The sequence below is a fragment of the Kocuria sp. CPCC 205258 genome, from assembly GCF_040981005.1.
Lineage (GTDB): Bacteria > Actinomycetota > Actinomycetes > Actinomycetales > Micrococcaceae > Kocuria > Kocuria rosea.
The window spans coordinates 247,270-274,161 of sequence record NZ_JAVKPS010000003.1 but is presented as its reverse complement, the minus strand read 5'-3'; the positions used below and the strand labels follow the sequence as shown (position 1 = coordinate 274,161).

Below are 26,892 nucleotides of genomic sequence, written 5' to 3'. Positions count from 1 at the left end.
GTCAACAGTCGGCCGCGATAGCGTGATGCACAGCACACGTTCTCGACGGCTACAGGCAAGGACCGCATCGCATGATCTCTTCCCGGTTGGGCTGCTCGTCCATCAGCTTCCGGCACCAGCCGCTGCCCGAGGCGCTGCGCACCATTGGAGGGCTCGGCTTCGAGGAGATCGATCTGGGGGCCCTGCCGGGGGTCTGCGACCACGTCCCCTACGTGCTGGACGCCGCTGCCGTCGAGCAGGTCGCCGCCGACGTGCACCACTCGGGTCTGCGCGTGCGCTCGGTCAACGGGGACGTGGGTGATCTCAACGTGGTCCTGGACGAGGCGCAGCGTGCAGAGCGCGCGGACCACCTCGACATGCTCCTCGAGCTCACGGCCGCCGTCGGCGCCGAGGCCCTCGTCCTGCCCTGCGGGGCGCTGGACCACGAGCCGATCCGCTCCCTCGAGGAGGACATCCGCACGGTGGCCGGGGAACTGGCCCAGGCATCCCGGCGGGCCGCGGCGGCCGGCGTCGAGCTGTGGTGCGAGTCGTTGCACTTCTTCCGGCTGTGCTGGAACGAGGACCGCGCGCGGCGGCTGGCGGACGAGCTCGAGGGCACCGGCGTGGGTGTGGTCATGGACTTCAGCCACATCGTGGCCTCCGGCGGGGATCCGGTGCGCTTCGTGGAGAGCTTCGCCGAGCAGCTCACCCACGTGCACCTGCGCGACGCCACCGCGGGAAACATCAACCTGAGCATCGGCAACGGCGAGGCCGACTTCGCCGCCGGCCTGCGGGCTCTGGAGCGTGTCGGGTACACCGGCCACTTCTCGCTCGAGCTCGAGACCCGCGACGTCAGCCACGACCAGCGCCCGGCGGCCGCCCGCGTGGCCGCCGCGCACATCACGTCACTGCTGTAGAACCCATCATCACTCACCCTAGGAGCACCATGTCGATCGTTCAGCGCACCGCCGTCATCACCGGAGCCACGTCCGAGAAGGGCATCGGAGTCACCACAGCCCGCCGTTTCGCTCGTGAAGGATGGGGGGTGGTGATTCTCGATCTCGACGCCGAGAAGTCCGCCCGGGTCGCCCAGGACATCGGGCAGGAGTGCGGCGTGCCGGCCTTCGGCCACGCGATCGACGTCGCGGACGAGGCCTCGGTGACCGCCGCCCACGACGCGGTGGCCGCCGAGGTCGCTGCCGGCGCCCTTCCGCCGGTGGGGGCCGTGGTCAACATCGCCGGGATCACCTCCCCGGTCCCGTTCCTGGAGACCACCCTGGAGCTGTGGCACAAGGTCATGGACGTCAACGCCACCGGCACCTACCTGGTCACCAAGGCGTTCCTGCCCGAGATGATCGAGCAGGGCTGGGGCAGGGTCGTGAACATGTCCTCCGTGTCCGCCCAGCGCGGCGGCGGGGTCTTCGGCAAGGTGCCCTACTCCGCGGCCAAGGCCGCCATCCTGGGCTTCACCAAGGCGCTGGCCCGCGAGCTGGGCACGACCGGGGTCACGGTCAACGCGGTGACCCCCGGGGCGGTCGACACCAACATCCGCGTGGGCAGCACCGACGAGCAGGAGGCCGCCATCGCCGCGGGCATCCCGGTCGGGCGCACGGCCACCACCGAGGAGATCGCCGCGTCCATCACCTTCCTCGCCTCCGAGGACTCCTCCTACCTCACGGGAGTGACGCTGGACATCAACGGCGGGAGCCACATGCACTAGAGCGTTCTGCCCGCCACGTGCCCGCCGCCTCCCCGCACCTGCGGGGAGGCGGCGGAACCATACCCAGGAGAACCCATGCTTCGCCCCGTCCAGCCCCGCTCCGCCGCCGCCCTGGGCCGCCCGTCCGGGACGGGTGTGCAGATCCGTGCCGTGTCCGACCTCCGTGTCGGTGACGTCGTCGAGATCCGGACCTGGGACACGGTCCACTGCCGCGGAGAGGTCGACGCGGTCTGTCCCCGGCTGGGAGTGCTGTGGGTCCTCGACGGAAGACTTCGAGATCGGATGATGGTCGAGGCCTCCGGGCACACCGTGTGGAGGCTGCCGCGCTGACCGGAGCCGGCCTCCAGCACCGTGGCCCGCCGGCGTTCCGGGAGGCGACGGCGGGGGACGTCCTGCCTGCATGGTGGCAGGAGAGGCGCCGTGCTCGGCGCTCTGGGAACCGCGGGGCGGTGAGTTGCCGGTCGGCCGGATCGGACGGGTCGCGAGATCGGCGCAGCACCTGAGGCCCGTGCAACGACAGCGGTGGGGGCCGGACGGAGAAGTTCTCCGTCCGGCCCCCACCGCTGTGCCGTGCTGCTTGGTGCCGTGCTCAGTCCACGCGTTCCGTGTGCCGCGGGTGGAGCAGCGTCCTGACCTTCTCGGCGATCTTGGTCGTGGAGACCCCGTAGCGGTCGTTGAGGGTGGGCAGGGCGCCGGCGTCGAGGAACTCGTCGGGCAGCCCGATGGGGGTGATCTGCCGCAGGACGCCGTCGCGGACGGCGGTGTGGGCGACCGCGTCGAAGAGGCCTCCGATGACGGTGTGGTTCTCGCAGGTGAGCACCAGCCGGTCCTTGGCGAGCTCGGCCAGGATGGTGGCCTCGTCGAGGGGCTTGAGGGTGGGCACGTGCAGCACGGCGACGTCCACCTTGTCGGCCTCCAGGGCCTTGGCGGCTTCCAGGGCGCGTTCGGTCATCAGGCCGGTGGAGATCAGCAGGACCTCGGCCCCGTCGCGGATCAGCTTGGCCTTGCCGAGCTCGAAGGTGTAGTCGTACTCGTCGAGCACCCGCGGGACCTTCCCGCGCAGGATCCGCATGTAGGTGGGTCCGTCGTGGGCGGCCAGCTGGGCGACGGCCTGCTCGATGTCCACCGCATCGCACGGGTCCACGATGGTGAGGTTGGGCATCCCCCGCAGGATCGCCACGTCCTCGGTGGCCTGGTGGGAGGGCCCGTAGCCGGTGGTGAGCCCGGGCAGGGCGCAGACCATGTTCACGTTGAGGTTCGCCTCGGCGATGTCCAGGCACAGGAAGTCGTAGGCCCGGCGCGTCGCGAACACGGAGTAGGTGGAGGCGAAGGGCACGAAGCCCTCCATGGCCAGCCCGGCGGCGGCCCCGAGCAGGGCCTGCTCGGCCATGCCGACCTGGTAGAACCGGTCGGGCATCGCGTCGCGCAGGATGTGCAGGTCGGTGTACTTGGCCAGATCGGCCGACAGGCCCACGACCCGGTCGTCGCGTTCGGCGAGCTCCACCAGGGCGTGGCCCAGGGGAGCGGCGGTGGTCCGCTGCCCTTCCCGGGCCAGGGAGGCGCTCATCGCGTCCGAGGTCAGCCGCTTCTTCTGGGTGGTGGTGTTCGGGGTGGTGTTCATGCCTGGGACGACTCCTTCAGTCGGTCGTGGGCCTTCTGCCACTCGTCGGCGGCGACGGTCATGAAGTGCAGCTTCTCGCGGTTCTCCAGGAAGTCCACGCCCTTGCCGAGCTTGGTGTTGGCGATCAGGCACCGCGGCTGGTTCGCCTCGATGGTCCGCAGTTCTTCCAGGGCGGTCAGGACGGCGGCGACGTCGTTGCCGTCGACCCGGCGGGTGATCCAGCCGAAGGCCTCGAACTTGCCCTCGATCGGCTCCATGCCGAGCATGTCCTGACTCTTGCCGTCGGCCTGCTGGTCGTTGAAGTCCACGATCGCGATCAGGTTGTCGAGCTCGTGGTGGGCGGCCACGGCGGCGGCCTCCCAGGTGGAGCCCTCGTTGAGCTCTCCGTCGGAGAGGATGTTGTAGACGAACGCCGGGTTGTTCTTGCGCTTGAGCCCCAGGGCCACGCCGTTGGCGACCACCAGGCCGTGGCCCAGGGACCCCCCGGAGATCTCCACCCCCGGCGTGTAGGACGCCATCGCCGACATCGGCAGCCGGGAGTCGTCGGTCGCGTAGGTCTCCAGCTCCTCCAGCGGCAGGAACTTCGCCTCGGCCAGGGCGGCGTACAGGGCGATGGCGTAGTGGCCGATCGAGAGCAGGCACCGGTCCCGGCCCTCCCACTCCGGGTCCTCCGGGCGCAGGTTCAGCTGGTCGGCGTAGAGCACCGCCAGGACGTCGGCGATGTCCAGGGCCTGGCCGATGTAGCCCTGCCCCTGCACCTCGCCCTGGATCAGTGCGTTGGTCCGGATGCGGAAGGCCGCCTCCTTGATCCGGGTCAGACGCTCGGGCTCGACCGGAGCGATCTCAGTCGTTGGCTGCATGGGTTTCCCCTCATGTGGTGGTGGTCGGATCAGCCGGTCGCGCGATACGGCGTCCTGGTGCCCGCGGAACTGGTGTCTGTCGACACGGTCTGTGGTTGGCATCACAGTACGCCGTTCAACTGTTAACAGTCAACAGACAAGTTCACGCTTTGGCCGTCCCCAGGGGAGTGTCGGCTCTGTTCATCCGGCTCGGTCGACGGTTAACCGGGGCCGTATGATCGAAGGGGTGAGTCGCAGCCACTGTGCGGCGGCACGCCCATGGCACTGATGTCGTCAGCGGAGCCGACCGGACCGGCGCTTCCCGGAGTTCCGTTCAATGCGCAACAGGAGGCGGCGGCGCCCCCGCCGCGTCCGACCAGTTCACCTCCAGCTTCCGAAGGATGACCACGATGACCTCTCAGACAGCGGCCCTGGCCGGACTGGCCAAGGTGAATCTGCGCCAGCAGGCTCTGACGGCGCTGCGCCGGGCCATCACCACCGGTGAGCTGCCCCCGGGCACCCACCTGGTGGAGACGGAGCTGTCCGAGCAGCTGCAGATCAGCCGGGGCACCCTGCGTGAGGCCATGCGCCAGCTCCAACAGGAGGGGCTGATCGCCGCTGGAGCCCGTGGCCGGCTGTCCGTGCGCAGTCTGGATGCCAAGGAGATCGTCGACATCTTCGCCGTCCGGGCGGCCCTCGAGTCCCTGGCCGTGCGCACGCTCAGCCGAGCGGAGCATCGCGATGCGGCCGTGGCCACACTGCGTGACGCGGTGCGGGCCATGGATGAAGCCGTCGGCCACACGTTGGAGGAGCGGATCGAGGCGGACCTGAACTTCCACCGAACGCTGTGCCGCCTCACGGACAACGCCATGCTCCTGCACTCGTGGCAGGCCCTGGAGGGGTCGATCCGGATGTCGTTCATGTGGGCCGGCATGGACCGGGCCGTGGGCAACATGCGCGTGGACCGGCACACCGCCATCGTCGACGTCATCGCGGCCGGGGACGCCCCGGCAGCCGCCGACTACATGCTCTCCCACATGGACGAAGCCGCGGCCAACCTCGTCTCCTGAGCACCGGCTGTCGAGGTGCCGCCTCCGGCCGATCGCCTCGGACTCGCAGGCCCGGGCACTGCGATGCCCAGCCGGGGGCCGACGGCCCGGAACCGGATGACGTCTCGCCGAAACTGAGCTGACCGGTCGACGCGAGCCCCTCTGTCCACGGGGGCGGTCGGACGAGCCCGGACGGATCCGCACCAGCACCCCGCGAACTGCGCCATGTCATCCCCCCGCGCGGCATGTTGCGGGCCGGAGACATCGCACGGCTCCGTATGCCGTCCGCAACTCGCCCGGCTGTCAGCCCTTCTGACCCAGGGAGCTGGTGCTCCAGCCCGTCGCGGACCCTGACGGTGGTCCTGCCAGACCCATCGGCCGACTTCGGCCTGTCCGCCCTGTCCACCGGGCCACGGCTGTGCTGCCGGTCTTCGCCCGGTTGCGGCTCTGGCTGCGGCTCTGGCTGCGGCTCCCGCCTGCGCCGGGGAACCGATGGGCTTCTTGGGCGGCATCATGCGGAGGTTTGCCGGAGGGGCCGCCCCCCGCAACCGGAGAAGCCCGTCACCAGGGCTGGATGGACCTATCCCATCTCGTCGATCAATCATTGCGTCTCGTGTGTGCTCTGTGCCACACTTCCAGCAACAGCAGTTGACTGTTAACAGTCAACTGAAGTCGTGGTCAGTGGTGAGCCGGCCGAGGACAGATATGCGTCCGCCCGAGCCCGTGCCGGGAACCGCCGCTCTCGGGTGGTAGGACCGGTCGGGTCAGGCGGCGGTGTTTCGGTGCAGTGAAGCCCGATCACCGGTCGCTGCGGCCTGCCACGGTCCTGCTCGCCTCCGTCATGCGGAGCACCGCCCGTGTGACCCGACCACCATCCGCTTGCCGGTCCGTCCGGCGTCATCCACAGAGGAGCAGACATGGACACGCTCGTCCTGGTCCATCTCGCCATCTCGGTCATCGGCATCGTCCTGATGATCGTCTGGGCGAAGATCAACCCCGTCGTCGCACTCGTCGTCGGCGCACTGTACCTGGGCGTCGCCGCCGGGCTCGGCTTCACCGAATCAGTGGCCGCCGTCAATGCCGGCTTCGGGGCGCTGATGGCCGAAGTGGGCCTGATCATCGGCTTCGGCGTCATGATCGGCACCACGCTGACGGCCACCGGCACGATGCAGCGTGTCGTCGACGGGCTGCTGAAACTCGTCGGGCCTAAGCGGTCGCCCTACGTCCTGGGACTGACCTCGGGCATCATCTTCCCGTCGATCTACTTCGACGTCGCCCTGGTCATCCTCGCCCCGATCGCCGGTGCCATCGCCAAGCGCACCGGCAAGAGCATCGCCACCCTGGCCGGTTCACTGGCCATCGGCCTCGAGGTCGGGCTGCTCATCGTGGTTCCGGGTGTGGCGGCGATCGCCGTCGCCGGACCACTCGGCGTGGAGATCGGCACCATGCTGATCTGGGGCATCCCCCTGGGCATCTTCTTCATCATCTCCAGCATCTTCGTGCACGACCTGATGATGCGGAAGATCTTCGACCCCGCCACGGACCAGGACCACAGCTTCGACGACTCCATCTTCGGAGAATCGATCGAGGAGGAGCGTGCCCGCCTCGAGACCCAGCGCGAAACGGGCCCCACCACCGTAGGCACCACCGAGGTCGCCGGCACCTCGGCGGGCACCCTGACCGTGACCGCCCCGACCCGGCAGATGCCACTGGTCGTCGCCATGCTCCCCGTGATCGTGCCGATCCTGCTCATCATCCTGGACACCGTCACCGGACTCATCGGCCAGGAAGTCCCCGTCCTCGGCTTCCTCGGCAGCCCCGTCGTCGCCCTGCTCATCGGCCTGCTCATCGGCATCGTCCTGGCGGTCCCCGCCGTGACCCGCGACGGCATCGACGACCTGCTCACCCGGGGCGCCCAGACCTCCGGCTCGATCCTCCTGTTCACCGGCGTGGCCGGGTCCCTGGGCCAAGTGATCACCGAGGTCGGCATCGGTGACATGATGGCCGCCCTGTTCCAGGCCAATGCCGCGATCCCGGTGCTGCTCACCTGGACCGTGGCCGCCGTCCTGCGCATCGCCCAGGGATCGGCCTCCGTGGCCGCGATCACCGCCGCGACCCTGCTCGCCCCGATCATGGGCTCCATCGAGGCCGCGCCGATCCTGATCCTGTTGGCCGCCGGCACCGGCGCCGCGTTCGGCGCCCACGTCACGGACAACACCTTCTGGATCTTCAAGCAGATGCTCGGGTTCACCACCAAGGGCACGTTCAAGATCTACACGCTCGCCCAGTCCACCTTCGCCGTGATCGGCCTGGGTGTGTGCCTGTTGCTCGACCTGTTCATCTGAGTCCGCCCTGCCCCTCACGCCCTCAGGAGGCTCCCATGTCACCCGCTCCACCGCCCCGTATCACCTTCATCGGAATCGGAGCCATCGGCCTGCCCATGGCCGAGCAGCTCCTCGGAGCCGGATTCGACGTCACCGGTGTCGACCCGTTCGCCGAGCAGCGGGCGAAGGCCACCGCACGGGGCCTGCGCGCCGAGGAGACCCCGGAATCCGCGGCCGCGGCCGACGTCGTCGTGTGCATGGTGGCCACACCGGAGCAGCTGCGGGCGGCCACCCTGGGCGAGGCAGGGGTGCTTCGGCAGATGCCGGCCGGCAGCGTCCTGGTGGTGATGAGCACCGTCGGCCCCCGTGCGGTGCGTGAGGTGGCCGCCGCGGCCCCACCTGCGGTGAGCGTGCTCGACGTGCCCGTCACCGGCGGGGTCGCCCGGGCGATCACCGGTCAGCTCAGCCTGTTCGCCGCCGGCGACCCCGCCACGATCGACGACGTGCGGCCGGTCCTCGACGCACTGGGGGCGATCATCGACTGCGGCACGGAGATCGGCCAGGGCCAGGCCTACAAGGCGGTCAACCAGCTGCTGTGCTCGGTGCACATCGTGGCCGCCGCCGAGGCACTCGCCCTCGCGGAGGAGCTCGGACTGGACCCGGAGAGGGTGCTGCCCGCCGTCGCCGGCGGTGCCGGGGGGTCCTGGATGCTCTCCGACCGCGGCCCGCGCATGCTGCAGGGCCTGGACGCCGAGGTGACGAGCACCATCGGCATTTTCGTGAAGGACTCGACCCTGGTGAAGGACATCGCCGACGAGATCGGCTTCGACGCCCCGATGATCAGCGCCGCCCAGGCGAGATACCAGGCCGCCAAGGACGCCGGCTGGGACCGGAAGGACGACTCCCAAGTCATCCAGACCTACCGACGGTGATCCGCCCGCCCACCCCACCACGTCCATACGAGCACCATGGGTCGGCGCCCCGGACACGAGGCGGCGAGAGAGATCGCCGCGTTGCCTGCGGCCCGGTCGGCGGCGGACCAACGTTGCAGTGGGGGTTCCTCGTCCGCGCCAGAAGTGTCTGCGGCATCAGTTCACCTGCGGCCCGGCGGTGCGACGCCGCAGCGCGAGCGGCAGAGTCAGCAGTGAGATCGCACCCGTGATCAGCAGCGCGGTGCTGAACGAGGTCCCTGCGGCGATCATGCCCACCAGGACCGACCCGAGACCGGTCCCGATGTCGAAGCCGATGTTCCACACCGCACTGGCCGTACCGTAGTGCGGCCGGCTGACGGCGTGGAAGGTCACGACCAGGGTGAGGTTCTGCAGGCCGCCGTAGCTGATGCCCACCATCGCTGCTCCGATCATCAACATCGGGGCCTCGGTGGCCCGGGGATCGCGGACCGCCCAGGCGATGGTCATCATGCCGGCCGTGGTCAGCAGCACCAGCGGCGCGATGAACCGGCGTGGGCCGTACCTGTCGGACAGTGCGCCGATCCGCCAACGGGTGAGTGCGGCGGCGAGGTTCATCAGCAGCAGCGCCAGGGCGGTCAGCGCGGCACTGCTGCTCATCTGGGCCATGAAGGTGATCAGCGCGCCGCCGGCCAGGGTGACGCCGGTCAGCAGCGCCATCGGAGGGAGGAGGCGCAGGTAGGGCGCCCGCTCATCCTCCTCGTCTACCTCCGGGACGCCGTCCAGCATCCGGGCCAGACCGATCGCGGGCACGACGGCGACAACGGGCAGGGCTGCCAGGGTGAACACGACCCAGAATCCGAGCTGTTCGGCGATCCAGGGTCCCGCCGACAGGAACAGGATCTGCGGTCCCGCGATCGCCAGGCCGTAGGCACCGATCGCCTTCCCGCGACGCTGTGGCTCCACCAGCTCGGCCACCAGTGCACTGCCGGTCACGGTCAGTACGCCGAATCCGAGCCCGCGCACCGCGGAGAGCACCAGGGTCGGCCCCAGGGCGTCACTGACGCCGTGGGCCAGGGCGGGCAGTCCCAGCAGGAGCATGCCCGCCACGAGGACCGGCGCCCAGCCGAAGCGGCGCAGGGCCCTGGGGACGAACAGCTGGGTGAGTACGGTGAAGAGCATGAGCACGCCGTTGACCAGCCCCGCGCCGGCGGTGTCAGCGCCGCCGTGCACCGCCCACAGTGGCGCGACGGCCAGCAGCGCGGCATATCCCGAGAAGCCCAGGGCGGTCATCGTCAGCATCAGAGGCATCCCCGGCGCCCGCCAGACCGAGTTGTTCACCATCGATCGTGGCCCGTGACGACGGCCCCGCCATCGTGGCGCGCCTCAGCGGGGGCTGTGCGGCGTAGCGGCCCTGCGGGTGACTGCTGGTCGCGGACAATGATGATCGACATGATGACGCCAGCCTATGTCCGGCATCCTTCGATCCCTCGACCTGGGGGATCGCGACAGGGCCGGTCGCCAGCACGGGCGCCGGGCCCCAGCGATGCGGCCGGTGAGGCGCTGCTCCAGGAAGCCGAGGCCGCCACCGCCCGTGCCCTGGCCGACCGGCCGGTGGACCAGCTTCCGCACGTGGCCGCGTGGCGGGAGGCCTACCGGGCGTTCGGGGCGAAACCGCAGCGCACGCGCAACAGCCTGGAGGCCCTGACGCGCCGAGCGGCCTCCGGGCTGCCGCGGGTGAACCGGCTGACCGATCTCTACAACGCGGTCTCGGTCCTGCACCAGATCCCACTCGGCGGGGAGGACCTGGCCGGCTACCACGGAGCGCCGCGACTGGTACGCGCCACCGGCCAAGAGCCCTTCGACACGGTGGCCGGCGGTGAACCGGTGATCGAGCACCCCGAACCCGGCGAGCTGGTGTGGTGCGACCAGTCCGGGGTGACCTGCCGCCGCTGGAACTGGCGCCAGGGCCGGCGCACCGCACTGACAGCGGAGACCACCACGGCCCTGTTCATCCTCGACGCGCTGGCGCCCATGACGGACGAGGCCCTGCACGCCGCCGAGGACCTCGCCACCCGCCTGGCCGATCTCGGCCCCGACGTGCGGAGCGCCCGCCGCCTGTTCACTGCCGGCGACCAGCACACCCCAGGGGACCCGTCATGACCCTTCGTCGCCCTTCCCCCACGGCGGTGCCGCCGCGATCCACCATCCGTTCCACCGAAGGAGACAGCACCATGTTCACCGGTTTGAGCGCCTTCCCCCTCACCCCCCTGGCCGACGATGCGGTGGACGAGTCCGCTTACGTGGGCCTGATCCGACGGCTGGCGGCGGCGCAGGTGGACTCCATCACCGCCCTGGGCTCCACCGGCTCCTACGCCTACCTCAGCACCGAGGAACGACGCCGTGTCGCCCACCTGGCCGTCGAGCACGCCGGGGACGTCCCGGTGTTCGTCGGCATCGGTGCCCTGCGCACCTCCCACGTCCTCACCCACCTCGAGCACGCCCAGCAGGCCGGAGCCGCCGCGGTGCTGCTGGCTCCGATGAGCTATCAGCCGCTGACCGACGACGACGTGGTCGGGCTCTTCGACACCGTCACCGCGCACTCCTCGGTGCCGGTGATCGTCTACGACAACCCGAACACCACCCACGTCACCTTCACCACCGAGCTCTACGGCCGCATCGGGCAGCTGCCCGGTATCGCCTCCCTCAAGATCCCCGGCGTGCCCGCCGACCCCCAGCAGGCCCGGGCGCGGGTGCGCGAGATCCGCGCGGTGCTCCCGGCCCACGTGAGCATCGGCATCTCCGGGGACGCCACGGCCGCCGCCGGACTGACCGCCGGCTGCGACGCCTGGTACTCGGTCCTCGCCGGCACCCTGCCGGCCCCGGCCCTGCGCATCGCCCGGGCCGCCCTGGACGGACGGGCCGAGGAGGCCGCGGCAGCCTCCGACCGGCTGGCACCGCTGTGGGAGCTGTTCGCCGAGTTCGGGAGCCTGCGGGTCGTGGCCGCGTTCGCCGAGCAGCTGGGCCTGGCACCCAGGGCCTGTCTTCCGCTGCCCCTGCAGGGCCTCGACGAGGGGCAGCGCGATCGGGTGGCCCGGGTGGTCGGCGACCTCGGACTCGACCATCACCGCTGACATCAGGAGCTCCGCAGGGCGGATCGCCGGGGCGCAGCACTGGCGCGACATGTCTTCGCCGCCACCCCGGTGCGCAGCACCGACGGGGGAGCGGCGGACGCCATCGTGCTCGTGGCCCGGGCCGGCGGACTGTCCGGATGGGTGGCGGGACTGTGGGCCTCGGTCACCGCTTCCCACCTGCTCGGACCGTTCATCGCCCGGCGCCTGGACACCGCCCGCGACGGGCGCAAGGTCCTCGCCATCCCGGCCCGGACACTGCGCCTGGTCCTCAGGTGCGGCCCGCTGCGCGGGGCGGCGGACCGCCTCAGGAGCGCCCTCGCCGTCCTCGCTGCCGCCGCCGTTGCCAGCATCGTCGATCGATCCCGCCCGATCTGAATCAGGCCACAGCTCAGGCCGTCCCCTCCGATTCACCTGTGGCCCGCTACCGGTCACTGCCCGCGAGAACGACGTCACCGTTGAGGTTCCGTTCCGGTATGGGCCCAGGCGTTGGCGTGGCTATGTCTTGGTCGGGGGTGCTTGATCGGCAGTAGCGGCTGGGTCGGGGCGGCCGAGGGTTTCGACCGCGGTCATGAAGGCCTCCCACTGCTCGTTCAGTTCGTGGAGCTGTTCATGTCCTGCGGTGGTCAGTTCGTAGACCTTCCGCGCGGGGCCCGGTCCGCTCTGCTCCCACCGTGCGGTGATCGCACCATCGTCTTCGAGCCGTCCGAGGGCGGGATAGAGCTGGGCTCCCTTGATGGGTTGAAGTCCTGCCGAGACGAGCGCCTGGGAGATCCCGTACCCGTGCCGTGGTGCCACCGCGAGCACGCGGAGGAGGAGCATCGGCAGGGATGCGCGCTGCCACGCGGGGAGGGTCATTGCCTCGCCCCCCAGGGTCGGTCGCCCCAAGCGGTGCCCAGCACCACGGCCGCGGACAGCACGAACGCCAGCGCGACCGGGATCGTCAGCGCCCCCCAGCTGTGGGCGGTGACGATGAGGGCGGCGATGACCAGGGGTGTGAGCGTGCCGGCGAGTGTGAGGACCCACCAGCGCCGTGTCCGAGCGATCCGATGGGTCGCGGCCAGATCGCGTGCCAGCACCAGCGGGTGCCCGAACTCGGCGTAGGCCGAGGTGCCGGACAGCTCCAGGGCCTGCTCGATCTCGGTGACGTGGTCCCGGACGGATCTGGAGGGCACCAGGCGGGTGCGCAGACCGCTGGTGAAGCGACGCAGCCACTGCTCGTCGTTCCATTCCTGGCGTAGCACCTGTTGCGGCATCCGCTGGGAGACCGCCAGCAGGACCACCCCGGGGGTGAGCATCGCCGAAGCCAACAGTGCCACGGGGACATCGCGTGCCGCGTAGTGCCCGGATCCCAGGTTTGCGGCGAAGGCGATTCCCGCGACGACGACCGCGCCGAGGACGACAGAGACGCTGATCGCCACCCCCGATCGGCCGGCTGCGAACAGAGCTCGAAGCACCACCCACCCGAGGAAGGCCAGGAGCACACTGGCGGCGACGAGCACATGGGCGATGTCCACGTCGATGGACCACCCGTGGCGCAGGACCATGAGCAGCGCCGCGACAGCGCTGATGCCCGTCAGTCTGCCGCCGATTTCCTGCAGTACCGGCCGCAGCCCTGCGCCGAGGGAAGTTCGTACCTCTTCCTCGACTGTCGCAAGTTCAGCGGCATCTTCCGTGGCCAGTGCCGTGGGATCACCGAAGAGCTCGGCAGCAGAGACCTGGGCCACCCGGACCGCGTCGAGCAGCTCGTGCTCACGTTCCTCGAGCGAGGACTCCGGGACGTGCTTGCCCGTCATCACCGTTAGGTAGCGCGTAGCCCATCCCCGGTCCTGCGCCGACCACTGATCCGCATCCATGCTGGCCACCTTGTATCTAGGTCAAAAACGTATCTACAGATAAGCACGACGCGGCGGTGTTGGCAACGTCCTGCCGGTCGGGTGTGGCGGATGGGTCTGTGGCAGGCAGTGCGCCCGATCTCCACCGACTCCCGGTTCCGGAGCGCCCCACAGTTAATCTAGGGGCGGGGAGCCGGCCACCCAGGTCGCCCGCCATCTGGACATCTCTGGGGCGGCCTTGTACCCCCGGATACAGGGATCGGCCATCTGGATGCCGCTGCGGACGCACGGCACTCCTGCGGGCCCATGCCGTCCTGAGGGCCACGCACCGATTCCATCGAATACTCCACCCTCGGTGGAGCAGAGGAGGGACAACTCTTGGTGAAGGCCCCGGTTCCTGAGAAGCGGAAGCGCATCCTGGCGACGATCGCCTGGGCGTCTTTCCCGGTCTCCACCGCGCTGACGCTGATGCTCCTCGATTGGCAGGGCACGGGAGTGGCCAAGCCGCTGTGGACGTTCGCGCTGCCCCCGGTCAGTGGACTGGTGGGTGGCATTGCCGGATTCCGCGCGCAGAAGGAGATTCTGGGGGCTGTGGCTGTCGCCTTCGGTCTGCTCTGCGTTCCGGTGGCGATCTTCGTGGTCGGACTGCTCTACGGGCCCTGACGATGATGACGACGGCGATCCGCAGCTCAGGGTCCCGACGGGTGCTGCACGGCAGTCGCCGGTGAGGATCCGTCTTTCAGAACATGAAGACGCTTCGGCAGACCGGATTGCCGCGGCTCGGTACCATGCACCACATGTCCATCAAGTTCGAGAACGTCGGTATCGCCGTCCGTGACCTCGACGCGGCGATCGCCTTCTTCACCGACCTCGGGCTGACCGTCCTGGGTCGGGACACGGTCAGCGGCGAGTGGGCGGACACCGCCGTCGGCCTCGACGGCAACCACGTCAACATCGCCATGCTCCAGACCCCGGACGGCAGCGGTCGCCTCGAGCTCTTCGAGTACATCCACCCGGAGGCGATCGAGACGCAGCCCACCCGGCCCCACGAGATCGGGATGCACCGCGTCGCCTTCTCCGTCGACGACATCGACGACGCCCTCGAGATCGCCGCGCAGCACGGCTGTCACCCGCTGCGCGGGGTAGGGACCTACAGGGACGCCTACAAGCTCGCCTATGTCCGGGGCCCCAGCGGCATCATCGTGATGCTTGCCGAGGAACTGCACAGCCACTGACGACGGGTCGATCCGTACGTTGCCAGAGGTTCTCGGCCTGCTGCTCCCAGCCGGCTTCCTCGAGGGTGCCGGTCGAAGGGTCATCGGTGACGAGGGCGACGTCCTGCCGGGGGAGTCCACCTGAGAGCTCGACGACCTTGTCGCTCCGGATGGTGGAGCATCCACCGATCCAGTCGTCGGAGGTGGCGCCGACCTGGATCAGGCAAGCCTCGTGGTCGGCGCCCGAGGCCGGTCGCGCCGCGAAATAGGAATAGCCGTCGATCTCCCCCAGGTAGCGGGCGGAGTCGCCGGCGAACTGTTCATCGGACTGGATGACTTCCGGCACCGGTCGGGTGGAGGACTCGGAGTCGAGAACAGCGAGGCCGTGACCGGTGGAGGCGCAGGCTGAAGCGGCCAGGACGATCCCGAGCGCCATGCCTGCTGCGCCGGATCTTTCGGAGTTCATCATGAGACGTCTCCTCTGCTCCACTCAGCCTATGGGCGCCAGCTGCCCGCGCGGTCGCCGTGCTTCTGCACGTAGTCCTTGATGCCGGCAGTCACGCCCTTGCGCACCACCCAATAGAACAGCAGCAACGAGATGGTGAGCATGAGCAACGGGATGAGCAGTCCGAGGAGTGCTCCGAAGCCAGCGATGTCCGTCATGAGAAGTCTCCTGTCGTCCGGTCCTTCCACGTTATCGAGTGATGGCCGGTGCTGCTGTTCCTGGCCGCGGCAGGAGTGTCGTTCCGTATGAACGAACGCTGGTTCTTCGCACCAGACCGCGCGGGCAGGACCGTGCGGGACTCGAGCACGAAGCGTGCAGCGCCGGCCGTCCGCGGCGATCGCTCCTCCGGCGTCGGAATGGTCATGCTGCACGAACCGTCCTGACATGAGCCTATTCTCCGGCTGCGGCCGGGCCCGGTCGCCCGGCCCGGTGTGCTCGAGCGTCCGGGTCGTCCGGTCGCTGCGCACCGCCGGCCGTGCCGTGCATCCGGATCAGACCCGTGGCGCCGTCGATGGTGACCACCTGGCCCTCGGTCAGCAGGGTGGTGGCGTCGGGCACGCAGATGACGGCCGGGATGCCGTACTCGCGGGCCACGGTCGGGCCGTGGGCGATCGTGGAGCCGGTCTCCGTGATGAGTCCGCCGAGGGTCAGGAACAGCGGGGTCCAGCCCGGGTCCGTGGTCGGGGCGACGAGGATGTCACCGGGCTGCAGCCTCGCCTCCGACGGGTGGTGGACGATCCGCACCGGCCCGGTCACGATCCCGGTGGCCGCCGGCTGGCCGACCAGCACGTCCGGCCCGTGCTCGGGCGCGGTGGCGTCGGGCAGGGCCTGGGGGTTCGTGCCGTCGGACAGCAGCAGGCCGGGGACCTGCCGCCGTCGGGCCTCGCGGTGGTGCTCCCTGCGCCGACCGGTCACCACCGCGCGCAGGTCCGCGCCGTGCGAGGCGTCGAGGGCCTCGTCCAGGGTGAGGAACATGATGTCCTCCGGCTGCTCCAGCAGGCCGCGCCCGGTGAGCTCGGCCCCCGCGGCCAGCAGCTGCCGGCGCACCTCGGCCAGCGGGGTCAGCCAGAGGAACTTCGGCAGCTCGCGCAGGCCGGCCAGCTCCCGGCTGCGGCGCAGCATGAACCCGGCGAGGCGGGCCCGCAGCGGCCGGGCGCGCCTGGCGCGGGCGACGAGGTCGGACAGGGCTGCCTCGGCCTCGACGGCGGCGCGGGCGAACCGGGCCGGCGGGGCCTGGTCCGGGTCGGTCACCTGCAGGTACCCGGCCAGGGCGGCGAACACGGGAGTGGGGTCGTCGGCCCACCGGGGGGAGCCGACGTCGATCTCGGCGCTGCCGCGGATCCCGTACTCCGCCAGGAAGGCCGTCAGGCCGAACTCGGGCAGCTCGCCGCGCGAGAAGCGCGCGGCGAGCTCGTCCGGGGTGGCGCCGACCAGCAGAGCGCGGTGCGGGCGGGCGGCCTCGGCCACCGACCAGAGCTTCAGGTCCATCTGGGTGGTGACGTTGTGGGGCATCCCGCGCAGGGTCGCGTTCAGCTCGCCGGGCTGCAGGACGCCGTCCAGCAGCCAGCCGGCCACCCCCTGGGCGATGAGCGCTGCCCACAGGGGCGGCAGGGAGCGCATCATCGGTCCGGTCATCGTCGCGTCCTGCAGACCGGCGGCGGAACGGACCCGGTCCGCCGTGTCCGCTGGCTCGGACCGGGGCTGCCGGCGGACCTGTTCGAGTTCGTGGAACGCGCGCTCGCGGGCGGCGGCGGGCCGTGCCAGGGCCCGCAGCGCGCCGAGCAGCGAGGCGGGCACGGTGGCCAGGATCAGCCGCGCGGTCGCACCGGCGGAGAACACGCGCTGACCGGGACGGGCGGGACGGGGCGCGTAGCGGGGGTCGTCCAGGACGCGCCGCACGCCCCGTGCCACGGCCGGACCGTAGACCTGCACCATCTCGGGGACGCGGGAGTGCAGGCGCGGGCTGCGGACGAGGCCGGTGAGGTCCATGAACAGCCGGCCGCCGATCTCGACGAGGAACGGATCGACCACGGCGTCGTCGATGCCGATGATCTGCAGCCAGCGGCGGGTCGTCTCCCGCAGCACGGACACGCCCATGGGGGTGACCGGTCGCCGCAGGCCCTGCATGTGGCCGACCTCCATGTAGACCCGCGGGTCGCCCTGCACGGGGTCGGTCCCGGCCGGGAGCGGGAAGAGCGTGGTGATGGGCCGGGACTGCAGCAGCCAGAGCGTGCCCTCGGCGTCGTAGGCGAACTCGATGTCCTGCGGGCTGCCGAGGGCGCGCTGGATCCGCTGCCCGGTCGCCTGGAGCTCGCGCAGCTGGTCGGGGGAGAGGCAGCCGTGCTCCTGTGGCCCGGGGAGCGGGCCGTGCCCGGGCAGGACGTAGTGGTCGGTGTCCATGGTGCCGTCCACGACTCCGGTGCCCAGCCCCGGGACCGCGTCGATGACGGTCTCGGTGCGGGTGCCGGTCAGGGGGTTGGCCGTGAACATCACCCCGGCGGCCGCCGGGGTGATCATGCGCTGCACGACGACGGCCATCGCGAGGTCGCCGGTCTCCAGTCCCTGCCCGGCCCGGTAGGCGACGGCGCGCTCGCTGTGCACGGAGTCCCAGCACTGCCGGACGGCCTGGAGCAGTGCGTCCCCGCCCTCGACGTCGAGGACGGTGTCCTGCTGGCCCGCGAAGCTGGCGTCCGGCAGGTCCTCGGCCGTGGCGCTGGAGCGGACGGCGACGGGACCGCCGCCGAGGTGCTCGTAGGCCGTCAGCACCGCCCGCTCGGGGACGGCGCCCGAGCGGTAGGCCTCGGTGGTCAGGCAGAACCCGTCCGGCACGCGCTCGCCCGCGGACAGGAGGGCTCCGAGACCGACGGCCTTGCCCCCGACGAGCTCGGTGGTCGCCGAGGTGATGTGGGCCAGGTCGATCACGTCCATGGGATGCCTCTCTGGTGCCCCGGGGCCGACGGGAGGTGCGGAACGGGCAGCGCCATGGGGCGTCCGGTGCCCCGTTCACAGCCGATGATCCGGTCGGCCGGTCGGCAGGTCAACCTCCCCGTGCCGTGAGGCACCAGCGTAACGGCGGTCGCCACGGACCGGTTCCGCCGGCGTGGTCGGTCCGTCCGCGGGGGTGGGCGTTCCGGTCGGCCGCGCGGGGGAGTCCCCTCAGATCCAGGAGGCGAGCACGGGGACGGTGGTCATCAGTCCCAGCGCCACGAAGACCGCCCCGGAGGTGAGCTCGATCCTGCGGGCCACGGTGGGACGGTTGAGCCAGGTGCCGGCGGTGTGGGCGGCCAGGGCCACGAGGAGCAGGTAGACCCCGATGGTGGCCGCCACCGTCCCGCCCATCACCACCACGACGAACAGCGCCCCGGCCCCGGGCGGGGTGAACTGGGGCAGCAGGGCCAGGAAGAACAGCCCGGTCTTCGGGTTGGTGAGGCAGCACACCAGCCCTGCGGCGAAGGCCGATCGCGCCCTCGGCCCGGAGGGCTCCCGGCGGTCCGGGGCGGCGGTGACGGTCGACCCCGCGGTCAGTGCCACGCCGACGGTCATCGGCACGGCGGTGGCCGGGGCGGGAGCGTGGGCGGTGATCGCCCGGTAGCCCAGGTAGAACAGGTAGGCGCCCCCGAGGATCCGCAGAGCCTGGAAGGCGGCCGGGGAGCTGTCCAGGAAGGCGGCCACGCCCACCGCGACCAGGCCCGCCCAGGCGAAGACCCCCAGCGCGGACCCGGCGGCGGCCAGCATCCCGGCCCGGCGCTGCCGCAGGGCGTAGCCCAGGGTCAGGACGGTGTCGGGTCCCGGGGTGAGGGCCAGGACCACGGCCACGCCCAGCAGGGCCAGATAGCTCGAGGTGTCCACGGCAGCTCCTTGTCGATCAGTACTCGGTGGCTTCTACCGTGCCACCGCGTCACCCTTCAGCACCAGCAATGATTTCCGTGGCATTGGCAGGAGAAAGCGTACGATCGGGGCATGCTCGATCCGCACCGGCTCACCATCCTGCGGGCGGTCATCGCCGCCGGCTCGATCCACGCCGCCGCCCGGAACCTCCACCTGGCCCCGGCCACCGTCAGCCAGCACCTCCGCGCCCTGGCCCGGCAGACCGGACTGGTGCTGTTCGAGAAGAGCGGCCGGGGCATCGAGGCCACCCCGGCCGCCCGGCACCTGTGCGAGGCCAGCGCGGAGACCCTCAGCAGCCTGGAACGCCTCGAGCGCACCGTGGAGGATCTGCGGCAGGGCCGGGCCGAGCGGATCGCCGTCGCCTGCTTCGCGTCCCTGGCCCAGGCCTGGATGCCCGGGGTGGTGGTCGCCCTGCGTGCCCGGTCCCCGGACGTGGTGGTTGAGATCAGCATCAACGAGCTGCACCCCACCGGAGGCCGCCGGGCCCCCGACGTCGACGTGCGCAACGAGTCCCTCGACGGGCCCCTCGTCCACCTGGAGGGATACCAGCGCCATGCCCTGCACGAGGAGGACTTCTGCGTGGTGCTGCCGGTCGGCCACCCGCTGGCCGCACGCCCCGCGGTGACGATGGCCCAGCTGCGCGACGAGCCCTGGATCGACCACGACATCCACGACGGCCCCACCGGGCGCATCATCACCCGCGCCTGTCACGCCGCCGGCTACACCCCGCACTACGTCGCCCGTCTCGACGACCACCATGCGGCCACCAGCCTCGCCGCGGCCGGGCTGGGGATCACGGTGCTGCCCCGGATCGCGCTCACCGGGCTGCCGGCGACTCTCACCTCGAGGCCGCTGGTCGACCCGGCCGTCCACCGGCGCATCGTCGCCCACACCCGCACCCACCCCACCCGGGCGCGGCTTATCCACACGACCCTGACGGCGCTGCGCGATGCCGCTCGACGGAGCCGCCCGGGACCACCGTCCGAGCACTGACTCCGTCACCGCTCGGACGGACCCCGTGCTCGCATCGCGCCCCGACGCCGGACGCGGACGCCAGGACGCCCGCTCAGGGCTGTGCTCCGGTGCGCGTGTGGCGCAGCACCGGGCGCTTGGCCCGGGGAAGTCCTTCGACGACGAGCTCGTAGGCGTTCAGCACCAGTTCCCCGACGAGGTCCGGGGTGATCCCCGGGCCGGCGGCGAGAGAGATCCAGTGCTGCTTGTTCATGTGGTAGCCGGGGGTGATCGTGGGGAACTCCTGGCGCAGCGCCATCGCGTGCGGGGGCTCGCACTTGAGCGTCACGATCGGCTCCCCGGGTGCTTCCGTGGTCATCAGGAAGATCCTGCCCACGACCTTGAACACCTCGTGGTCCGGGCCGAAGGGGCAGGTGTGCGTCACGGCCGGCAGTCCGGCGGCCGCCTCCATGGCGATCTGCTGAAGTCTCGTCCCGTCCACGCCGCTGCTATCCGCGGGACCGGGGATGGTGGACCTCGTAGCCGACCTGGACCATGCCGTTGGCGAAGCGGCGCTCCCGGAGGAGGCGCAGCTCCAGGGACAGCCCGTCGGGGAAGACCGGGGTGCCGCCGCCCACCGTGACCGGGCACAGCAGGAGCTCGACCACGTCGACCAGCCCCAGCAGCAGGGCGCTGCCGGCGAGGGTCGGGCCCTCGATCGTGAGGTCCCCGGACGCCTCGGACCTCGCACGCTCGACGGCCTCGGCGGTGAACTCCCGCTCGAGCCGGGTGCGCTCGGTCCAGGTCCGGCCGAGGGAGGAGGAGAAGACGATCTTCTCGGCGCGCTTCCAGGTCTCCGCGAAGCGCGCCGACTCCGGGGACCATGCCGCCGCGGACGGATCGGTCTCCCAGACGGCCATGGTCTCGTACATGCGCCGCCCGTAGAGGTAGGTGCTGACCGGTGCCAGGTCCGTGGTCAGGGCGGCGACGACGGCCTCGTCGGGCACGGCCCAGGAGAAGCTGCCCTGCTCGTCCGAGTTGTAGCCGTCCAGCGAGGAGGCGACGGAGTAGATCACTTTCCCCATGCCCCCACTCAACCCGCTGGAGCCGCCCGGGCACAAGAGGGGCAGTGCCTTCGAGGTCCCTCGTGCGTCCAGCGGCGGGACGTCAGCCGTGCCCGTCCCGGAGCTCGCCGCGGCGGGACGCCTCCGCCCGCGCGGCCGCACGCACGTGCGGGTCGGTGGCGTTCTCGGCCGCGTGGCGGCGGTCGGCGGCGCTCAGGTGGTCACTGCCGAGCGCGGCAGCCGCCACGTCGACGTCGCTGTGGTGCAGGGCGATGTCGAGCAGCTCCGCCGTGTCCGTCAGCTCCTCGACCCCGTCGGCGGTCCAGGCCTGGACCCGGCGTCGGTGGTCGGCCTCCTTCTGCGCCAGCTGCCGCATCAGCTCGCCCGTGTTGATCACAGAGGTGATGGGCTGGGAGTCGTCGTGCTTCGTCACCGTGTCCTCCTGGGGGTCCGTCCGTGGTCCTTCCATTCATAGCCCACGACGCCGTCCCCTGTGGGGAACCGGCCGTCCCCGGAGGCGGAAAGCAGCCCCGCGGGCCCGGGTCCGCCGCGTCGCGGAGCTCTGGCCTGCGGCTTCTGCGAGACCAGCCGCTCCCGCGTGTCGCGCCCCGGCCCGGCGATCTCCCGCCGCCGCTTCACGATCGCCCACTGATCGCCGGACCCCGAACAGGGCCCCTCCGCCCGCACCGGGTGGCGGGGCCCTCGGGGTGGGAGGACGGTGCAGGAGTCAGCGGACTTCGCGGAGGGAGCCGTCGGTGACGTCGTAGACGAAGCCCCGCACGCTGTCCCGGTGCGGGATGAAGGGGTTCTCGGTGATGCGCGCCATGGACCGGCGGACGTCGTCGTCGGGATCGGTGAAGGACTCCGGCGACCACGGCGGGCGCATCCCGGTGTCGGCCTCGATCTGTGCCGTGAAGGCGTCGTCGGTGAAGGTGAGCATGCCGCAGTCGGTGTGGTGGATGAGGATGATCTCCCGGGTGCCCAGCAGGCGCTGGCTGATGACCAGGGACCGGATCTCGTCGTCGGTGATCACCCCGCCCGCGTTGCGGATGACGTGGGCGTCGCCCTCGCTCAGCCCCAGCAGTCCGTAGGGGTTGAGCCGGGCGTCCATGCAGGCCACCACGGCGACCGGCAGGGCCGGGGGCATGGGCAGATCGCCCTTGGTGAAGGCGGCGGCGTAGGCCTCGGCGTGGTGCAGGAGGTCGTCGGTGGCGCTCATGGCGGGTCCTTTCCTCGACGGGTGCGGCGGACCGCGTCCCGGGGGCCGGCTTCGGTCCCCGGTGTCCCCGGGCGCTGCGGTCCGACCCGTCCGGAGCCGCCCGGTGTGCTCCTCACCCTAGGACCGGGCGTCGCCCGTGCACACCCCTCCCGTCGTCATCGGTCGCGACGCGGGCATCGGTTCCGGGGCCCGGCGCTGCGACCGGCTCCTCACTCCGGATCGCCGCGCAGCACGTCCACGTGCACGTGGTCGAGGTGGCGCAGGATCTCGTTGCCGGGCTCGGGCGCGTCGTAGTCCCGCCACCGCCCCCGCGAGCTGTGCGCGCTCCAGAAGCGGTCGTCGAAGATGACGTACTGGACGTCCAGGTCCTCGGCGTGCGCGACCAGCCAGTGGGCCAGCAGCCACCCTTCGCGCCGGTTCTCCTCGGTCACGGGGCGGAAGAAGACGTCGACGGCGCGGCCGTCGTAGTGCGTCGACTCCTCGCCGTGGCCCTGGCCGACGCCGCCGGGGGCGAACCCGCCCAGACTCTGCTCTCCGAACACCTCGGTCATCGCTGCGCGCACCCGCTCGGCGCGCGGGGTCAGGCCGGTTGCGGTCAGCTGCTGCTGCGGCAGGTCATCGGCCGCTGAGCCCCGGCAGCTCAGGCTCGCGCCGGCGTCCTCGGGCGGTCCGTCGGCCAGGCGCCGCAGCACCGCCGCGTCGAGACCGGAGGTGTCCGGGGCCTCCACCCCGCGGGCGGCGAGCGCCACTGCCGTCGTGGCCCGCTTCGCCTCCTCGCGGTCGAGCCCGACCGCTCCGTCCGCGGTCTCGACGACGCACTCGGCACCCCAGGTCAGCCCGCCGTCGCCGCCGCGCAGGCCGCTGAGCAGGCCGGGCCCGAGGAGCACCAGTGCTCCCGCCAGCATCCCGAGCGCGAGAAGCAGGGCGAGGAGTGAGCGCAGGGGGCGGCTCCGGTCCCGGTGCGCGGTGCCGGCGGTCCTCACGCGAGTGGCCGTGCGGGGAGCACTACGAGCGCATGGGCCCCGGCGTCGGTCGCCTCGGGGGCCACGGCTGATCCGATGACGCCGGTCCTGGCGGTCCTGCCGACGATGATGCACCTGCTTCCGCTCGTGGTGTGGGGATGCCTGCTCCAGCACAGCAGGGGGACCTGGCGAGAACCTGCACGAGATGTGCAGGAAACCGGCTCGGGACCCCTTGACAGCCCGGTGTGATCCGTATCATGCTGGACGACATGAACCTGTCAGACAGCCGGACAGCCGGACAGCCGGTGGAGCGCTTCAGTGCGGCGGAGGCCGTCTTCAAGGACCTGCTCGCGCAGATCCAGGAGGGGCGCCTCGCCGTGGGGAAGAAGCTCCCCTCGGAGGCCGCGCTGGCCCAGGGGTACGGCGTGAGCCGGTCCGTGATCCGCGAGGCGCTGCGCTCCTGCGCGGCGCTGGGCCTGACCGTCAGCCGCACCGGCAAGGGGACGTTCGTCGTCTCCCAGCGGGTGGCCGAGGACCTGGCCCTGGGCGCGTACTCGGCCCGGGACCTGCACGAGGCCCGGCCGCACATCGAGGTCCCCGCGGCCGGTCTCGCCGCGCGCCGCCGCACCGAGGAGGACGTGCGCTTCCTGCAGGACGTCGTGGCGGCGATGGCGGCCGAGGACGACCCCCAGGCCTGGGTCGAGCTGGACACCAGCTTCCACGCCGCCGTCGCCCGGATCAGCCACAACCGGGTGTTCGAGAAGGTCATCGCCGACATCCGCGAGGCGCTCTTCCACCAGTCCGAGACCCTCAACGTGGTGGCGGCCCGCCAGAAGCGCTCGGACGAGGAGCACCTGCGCATCTTCCACGCCATCCGTGACGGCGCGGCCGACGAGGCGGAAGCCGCCATGCAGGACCACCTCGCGGCCGTGCGCGGCGCCCTCGGCGCCATCACCGGCGAGTAGCCTGCCGGCCGTCCCGGCCACTGCTCCGGTCTCCCCGACCTCCGCTCGAGCAGCCGCGGTCCTCGCCCTGCTCGCCCGTGGTCCTGCCGTCGACCCTGCCCTCCGTTCCGCGCGGGGCGCCCTCCGGCGCGCGCCCCCGCTCGCACCGATCACCTCCATCAAGGACCCAGCATGACCACCGCCGCCCTCGGGGCACCCCTGTCCACCGCCCGCCCGCAGCACGTGCCCGTCGCCGAACAGGTCCGCGACGGCGTCGTCGAGAGCGTCCACCACGGCTCGCTCGTGGCCACGGACGCCGCCGGGCGGATCCTGTTCGAGGCCGGAGACCCCCTGGCCCTCTTCTACCCCCGCTCCTCCCTCAAGCCGCTGCAGGCGGTGGCCATGCTCCGCGCCGGCCTTGAGCTGCCCGGGCCCCTGCTGGCCCTGGCCGCGGCCAGCCACTCCGGGGCGCCCCGGCACCGGGACGGCGCGCGCCGCATCCTCTCCGGCCACGGCGCGGACGAGACCGCCCTGGAGAACGTGCCCGACCTGCCGTACGGACCCGCCGAACGGGCCGCCGCCCTGCGCGCCGGCGAGTGGCCCACCCGCCTGGCCCAGAACTGCTCCGGCAAGCACGCCGCCATGGTCGCCACCTGCCGGGTCAACGGCTGGCCCGTGGCCGGCTATACCGACCCCGGCCACCCGCTGCAGCTGCTGATCGCCCAGGTCGTGGCGGAGCTGACCGGCGAACCGCTGGGGCCCGGCAGCACCGACGGCTGCGGCACCCCCCTGCACGCCGTCACCCTCCGGGGCATGGCCACAGCCTTCGCCCGGCTGGCCTCCGCCGCCCCGGGCACGCCCGAGGCCTGGGTCGCGTCCGCCATGACCGGGCACCCCGAGCAGGTGGCCGGCGAGGGCCGTGACGTCACGGAGCTCATGCGCAGGGTCCCCGGTCTGCTGGCCAAGGACGGCTTCGAGGGCCTTCAGCTCGTAGGCCTGCCGGACGGGCGCGGTCTGGCCGTGAAGATCGCCGACGGCGCCGACCGCGCCCGGATGCCGGTGACCGTGCAGGCCCTGCAGCGGCTCGGGGTGGACTCCGCAGTGCTCGCCGGCCTGGGCCGGGTCCCCGTGCTCGGCGGGGGCCGCACCGTGGGGTCGCTGCACGCCGTCGCCCTCGCCGCCGCCCGCTGAGCCGCTGCCCGCTGTCCCTCCGCTCCGAGAGAGACCGCCCGTCGTCCCGCTGACCCACCGTCTTGCTGCCGTCCACCACCCCGTGACACCCGAGAGAACCGAGAGAACCATGACCGCTCCCGCCTTCCGCACCGAGCACGACCTGCTCGGCGACCGCCAGGTCCCCGCCGACGCCTACTGGGGCGTGCAGACCCTGCGCGCCGTGGAGAACTTCCCCATCACCGGCCTGCCCCTGGGCGGCCACGCCCACCTGGTGCGGGGCCTGGCGGCCGTGAAGCTCGCCGCCGCCCGCGCCAACCACGAGCTCGGGCTGCTCGACACCGCCCGGGCCGACGCCGTCGTGGCGGCCTGCCAGGAGATCCTGGACGGGCGCCTCCACGAGCAGTTCCGCGTGGACGTGATCCAGGGCGGCGCCGGCACCTCCTCCAACATGAACGCCAACGAGGTGATCGCCAACCGGGCCCTGGAGCTGCTGGGCGCCGGGAAGGGGGAGTACTCCCGGCTGCACCCCAACGACCACGTCAACCTGTCGCAGTCCACCAACGACGCGTACCCCACGGCTGTGAAGATCGCCACGATCACCGGCGTGCAGGAGCTGCTCGCGGCCCTGGAGGTGCTGGAGGACGCCTTCGCGGCGAAGGCCCGCGAGTTCCGCACCGTCGTGAAGATGGGCCGCACCCAGCTGCAGGACGCCGTGCCCATGACCCTGGGCCAGGAGTTCGGCACCTACGCCGTGATGATCCGGGAGGACCGCCAGCGCCTTGCGGAGGCGAGCCTGCTGGTCCACGAGATCAACCTCGGGGCGACGGCGATCGGCACCGGGCTCAACGCCCCGGACGGCTACGCCGCCGCGGCCTGCCGCCACCTGGCCGCCGTGACCGGCCTGCCGCTGGTCACCGCCGTCGACCTCGTGGAGGCCACCCAGGACGTCGGGTCCTTCGTGCACCTGTCCGGGGTGCTCAAGCGGGTGGCCGTGAAGCTGTCCAAGATCTGCAACGACCTGCGGCTGCTCTCCTCCGGGCCCCGGGCCGGGCTGGGCGAGATCACCCTGCCCGCCGTGCAGTCCGGCTCCTCGATCATGCCGGGCAAGATCAACCCGGTGATCCCGGAGGTCGTCAGCCAGGTCGCCTACGAGGTCATCGGCAACGACGTCACGATCACCATGGCCGCCGAGAGCGGACAGCTGCAGCTCAACGCCTTCGAGCCGATCATCGTCCACAGCCTGCATAAGAGCGTGGCCCACCTCCGGGCGGCCTGCACCACGCTCACGGAGCGCTGCGTGCGCGGCATCACCGCCAATGAGGAGCACCTGCGCGCGTCGGTGGTGCACTCCATCGGCCTGGTGACCGCGCTGAACCCCCACCTGGGCTACGCCACGGCCACCGCGATCGCCCAGGAGGCCCTGGTCACGGGTGCCGGCGTCGCGGAGCTGGTGCGCGAGCGCGGTCTGCTGACCGCCGAGGAGCTGGGCCGCATCCTGCGCCCGGAGCGCCTCGCCAACCTCACCGTCTGACCCGTCCACGAGCACCCGCCACCACCCAGGAGACC

The 26,892-nt window shown here is 71.5% G+C and carries 29 protein-coding genes; 15 read left to right on the top strand and 14 right to left on the bottom strand.

Annotation, left to right across the window (positions count from 1 at the left end):
• The first annotated feature begins 71 nt into the window (after positions 1–71).
• From RF644_RS07185 to RF644_RS07175, 3 genes are all read left to right on the top strand, one after another.
• Entirely contained in the window at positions 72–896 is an 825-nt protein-coding gene (locus tag RF644_RS07185) for a sugar phosphate isomerase/epimerase family protein (protein ID WP_368795994.1), read from the top strand.
• A 29-nt stretch (positions 897–925) separates the two neighbouring features.
• Positions 926–1,699, top strand: a complete 774-nt coding sequence (locus tag RF644_RS07180) for an SDR family NAD(P)-dependent oxidoreductase (RefSeq protein WP_031282360.1) — start codon at positions 926–928, stop codon at positions 1,697–1,699.
• Positions 1,700–1,774: 75 nt separating this feature from the next.
• Positions 1,775–2,029 carry a hypothetical protein gene (locus tag RF644_RS07175; RefSeq protein WP_017832224.1) on the top strand — a complete coding sequence of 85 codons (255 nt, stop codon included), beginning with the start codon at positions 1,775–1,777 and terminating at the stop codon, positions 2,027–2,029.
• A 259-nt stretch (positions 2,030–2,288) separates the two neighbouring features.
• Here the strand turns inward: RF644_RS07175 and RF644_RS07170 are convergent, their stop codons facing one another.
• Together RF644_RS07170 and RF644_RS07165 are read right to left on the bottom strand one after the other, a co-directional pair.
• A complete protein-coding gene (locus tag RF644_RS07170; RefSeq protein WP_368795993.1) occupies positions 2,289–3,320 on the bottom strand; it encodes a transketolase family protein in 1,032 nt (343 codons plus the stop codon).
• Positions 3,317–4,180 carry a transketolase gene (locus RF644_RS07165; RefSeq protein ID WP_368795992.1) on the bottom strand — a complete coding sequence of 288 codons (864 nt, stop codon included), beginning with the start codon at positions 4,178–4,180 and terminating at the stop codon, positions 3,317–3,319. Before RF644_RS07165 ends, RF644_RS07170 begins: the two co-directional genes overlap by 4 nt.
• A gap of 389 nt (positions 4,181–4,569) precedes the next feature.
• Between RF644_RS07165 and RF644_RS07160 the strand changes: the two genes are divergently transcribed.
• The 3 genes from RF644_RS07160 (at position 4,570) to RF644_RS07150 (ending at position 8,464) form a co-directional block, all read left to right on the top strand.
• The gene (locus tag RF644_RS07160) at positions 4,570–5,229 is read left to right on the top strand and encodes a GntR family transcriptional regulator (RefSeq protein WP_017832227.1); all 660 of its coding nucleotides are present in this window, start codon (positions 4,570–4,572) and stop codon (positions 5,227–5,229) included.
• 896 nt (positions 5,230–6,125) lie between these two features.
• Positions 6,126–7,553 (top strand): GntP family permease, encoded by a 1,428-nt coding sequence (locus RF644_RS07155; protein WP_017832228.1) that lies wholly within the window; start codon positions 6,126–6,128, stop codon positions 7,551–7,553.
• Between the two features lie 35 nt (positions 7,554–7,588).
• Positions 7,589–8,464: an NAD(P)-dependent oxidoreductase gene (locus RF644_RS07150; protein ID WP_368795991.1), complete on the top strand. Its 876-nt coding sequence runs from the start codon at positions 7,589–7,591 to the stop codon at positions 8,462–8,464.
• Between the two features lie 156 nt (positions 8,465–8,620).
• Here the strand turns inward: RF644_RS07150 and RF644_RS07145 are convergent, their stop codons facing one another.
• Positions 8,621–9,742, bottom strand: a complete 1,122-nt coding sequence (locus RF644_RS07145; protein ID WP_368795990.1) for an MFS transporter — start codon at positions 9,740–9,742, stop codon at positions 8,621–8,623.
• Positions 9,743–9,925: 183 nt separating this feature from the next.
• On the opposite strand from RF644_RS07145, the gene RF644_RS07140 reads away from it, so the two are divergent.
• The 3 genes from RF644_RS07140 (at position 9,926) to RF644_RS07130 (ending at position 11,949) form a co-directional block, all read left to right on the top strand.
• Complete coding sequence (locus RF644_RS07140) at positions 9,926–10,603, top strand: B3/4 domain-containing protein (protein ID WP_251355874.1); 678 nt, start codon at positions 9,926–9,928, stop codon at positions 10,601–10,603.
• A 71-nt stretch (positions 10,604–10,674) separates the two neighbouring features.
• Entirely contained in the window at positions 10,675–11,574 is a 900-nt protein-coding gene (locus tag RF644_RS07135) for a dihydrodipicolinate synthase family protein (protein WP_368795989.1), read from the top strand.
• A gap of 69 nt (positions 11,575–11,643) precedes the next feature.
• Positions 11,644–11,949 (top strand): hypothetical protein, encoded by a 306-nt coding sequence (locus RF644_RS07130; protein ID WP_368795988.1) that lies wholly within the window; start codon positions 11,644–11,646, stop codon positions 11,947–11,949.
• Positions 11,950–12,069: 120 nt separating this feature from the next.
• On the opposite strand, the gene RF644_RS07125 is transcribed toward RF644_RS07130, so the two are convergent.
• The gene (locus RF644_RS07125) at positions 12,070–12,429 is read right to left on the bottom strand and encodes a PadR family transcriptional regulator (RefSeq protein WP_043738533.1); all 360 of its coding nucleotides are present in this window, start codon (positions 12,427–12,429) and stop codon (positions 12,070–12,072) included.
• Entirely contained in the window at positions 12,426–13,427 is a 1,002-nt protein-coding gene (locus RF644_RS07120; RefSeq protein WP_017832236.1) for a hypothetical protein, read from the bottom strand. Before RF644_RS07120 ends, RF644_RS07125 begins: the two co-directional genes overlap by 4 nt.
• A 357-nt stretch (positions 13,428–13,784) precedes the next feature.
• Between RF644_RS07120 and RF644_RS07115 the strand changes: the two genes are divergently transcribed.
• Entirely contained in the window at positions 13,785–14,069 is a 285-nt protein-coding gene (locus RF644_RS07115) for a hypothetical protein (RefSeq protein WP_017832237.1), read from the top strand.
• A 134-nt stretch (positions 14,070–14,203) separates the two neighbouring features.
• Complete coding sequence (locus tag RF644_RS07110) at positions 14,204–14,641, top strand: VOC family protein (RefSeq protein ID WP_031282369.1); 438 nt, start codon at positions 14,204–14,206, stop codon at positions 14,639–14,641.
• Here the strand turns inward: RF644_RS07110 and RF644_RS07105 are convergent.
• The 4 genes from RF644_RS07105 to RF644_RS07090 form a co-directional block, all read right to left on the bottom strand.
• On the bottom strand, positions 14,604–15,089 hold the full coding sequence (locus tag RF644_RS07105; protein WP_368795987.1) for a hypothetical protein: 486 nt from the start codon (positions 15,087–15,089) through the stop codon (positions 14,604–14,606). The two genes, RF644_RS07110 and RF644_RS07105, sit on opposite strands and share 38 nt — an antisense overlap.
• Before the next feature lie 26 nt (positions 15,090–15,115).
• A complete protein-coding gene (locus RF644_RS07100; protein ID WP_017832240.1) occupies positions 15,116–15,283 on the bottom strand; it encodes a hypothetical protein in 168 nt (55 codons plus the stop codon).
• 232 nt (positions 15,284–15,515) lie between these two features.
• Positions 15,516–18,053: a PEP/pyruvate-binding domain-containing protein gene (locus RF644_RS07095; protein ID WP_368795986.1), complete on the bottom strand. Its 2,538-nt coding sequence runs from the start codon at positions 18,051–18,053 to the stop codon at positions 15,516–15,518.
• 228 nt (positions 18,054–18,281) lie between these two features.
• Entirely contained in the window at positions 18,282–18,974 is a 693-nt protein-coding gene (locus RF644_RS07090) for a LysE family translocator (protein ID WP_368795985.1), read from the bottom strand.
• A 111-nt stretch (positions 18,975–19,085) separates the two neighbouring features.
• Between RF644_RS07090 and RF644_RS07085 the strand changes: the two genes are divergently transcribed.
• On the top strand, positions 19,086–20,006 hold the full coding sequence (locus RF644_RS07085; protein ID WP_368795984.1) for a LysR family transcriptional regulator: 921 nt from the start codon (positions 19,086–19,088) through the stop codon (positions 20,004–20,006).
• A gap of 73 nt (positions 20,007–20,079) precedes the next feature.
• Here the strand turns inward: RF644_RS07085 and RF644_RS07080 are convergent, their stop codons facing one another.
• The 5 genes from RF644_RS07080 to RF644_RS07060 all read right to left on the bottom strand — a co-directional run bounded on the left by RF644_RS07080 (position 20,080) and on the right by RF644_RS07060 (position 23,230).
• Positions 20,080–20,466, bottom strand: a complete 387-nt coding sequence (locus tag RF644_RS07080; protein ID WP_368795983.1) for an MmcQ/YjbR family DNA-binding protein — start codon at positions 20,464–20,466, stop codon at positions 20,080–20,082.
• Positions 20,467–20,473: 7 nt separating this feature from the next.
• Positions 20,474–21,049, bottom strand: a complete 576-nt coding sequence (locus RF644_RS07075; RefSeq protein ID WP_368795982.1) for a dihydrofolate reductase family protein — start codon at positions 21,047–21,049, stop codon at positions 20,474–20,476.
• A gap of 82 nt (positions 21,050–21,131) precedes the next feature.
• Complete coding sequence (locus tag RF644_RS07070) at positions 21,132–21,461, bottom strand: hypothetical protein (RefSeq protein ID WP_368795981.1); 330 nt, start codon at positions 21,459–21,461, stop codon at positions 21,132–21,134.
• A gap of 294 nt (positions 21,462–21,755) precedes the next feature.
• Positions 21,756–22,247 (bottom strand): carbonic anhydrase, encoded by a 492-nt coding sequence (locus tag RF644_RS07065; protein WP_017832247.1) that lies wholly within the window; start codon positions 22,245–22,247, stop codon positions 21,756–21,758.
• A 209-nt stretch (positions 22,248–22,456) separates the two neighbouring features.
• Positions 22,457–23,230, bottom strand: a complete 774-nt coding sequence (locus RF644_RS07060) for a hypothetical protein (protein WP_368795980.1) — start codon at positions 23,228–23,230, stop codon at positions 22,457–22,459.
• 248 nt (positions 23,231–23,478) lie between these two features.
• Here RF644_RS07060 and RF644_RS07055 point away from each other — a divergent pair, with 248 nt between their 5' ends.
• The 3 genes from RF644_RS07055 to RF644_RS07045 all read left to right on the top strand — a co-directional run bounded on the left by RF644_RS07055 (position 23,479) and on the right by RF644_RS07045 (position 26,857).
• Positions 23,479–24,174 carry a FadR/GntR family transcriptional regulator gene (locus RF644_RS07055; RefSeq protein WP_368795979.1) on the top strand — a complete coding sequence of 232 codons (696 nt, stop codon included), beginning with the start codon at positions 23,479–23,481 and terminating at the stop codon, positions 24,172–24,174.
• A gap of 171 nt (positions 24,175–24,345) precedes the next feature.
• A complete protein-coding gene (locus RF644_RS07050) occupies positions 24,346–25,344 on the top strand; it encodes an asparaginase (protein ID WP_368795978.1) in 999 nt (332 codons plus the stop codon).
• A gap of 109 nt (positions 25,345–25,453) precedes the next feature.
• Complete coding sequence (locus RF644_RS07045; protein WP_368795977.1) at positions 25,454–26,857, top strand: aspartate ammonia-lyase; 1,404 nt, start codon at positions 25,454–25,456, stop codon at positions 26,855–26,857.
• The last annotated feature ends 35 nt before the right edge of the window (positions 26,858–26,892 follow it).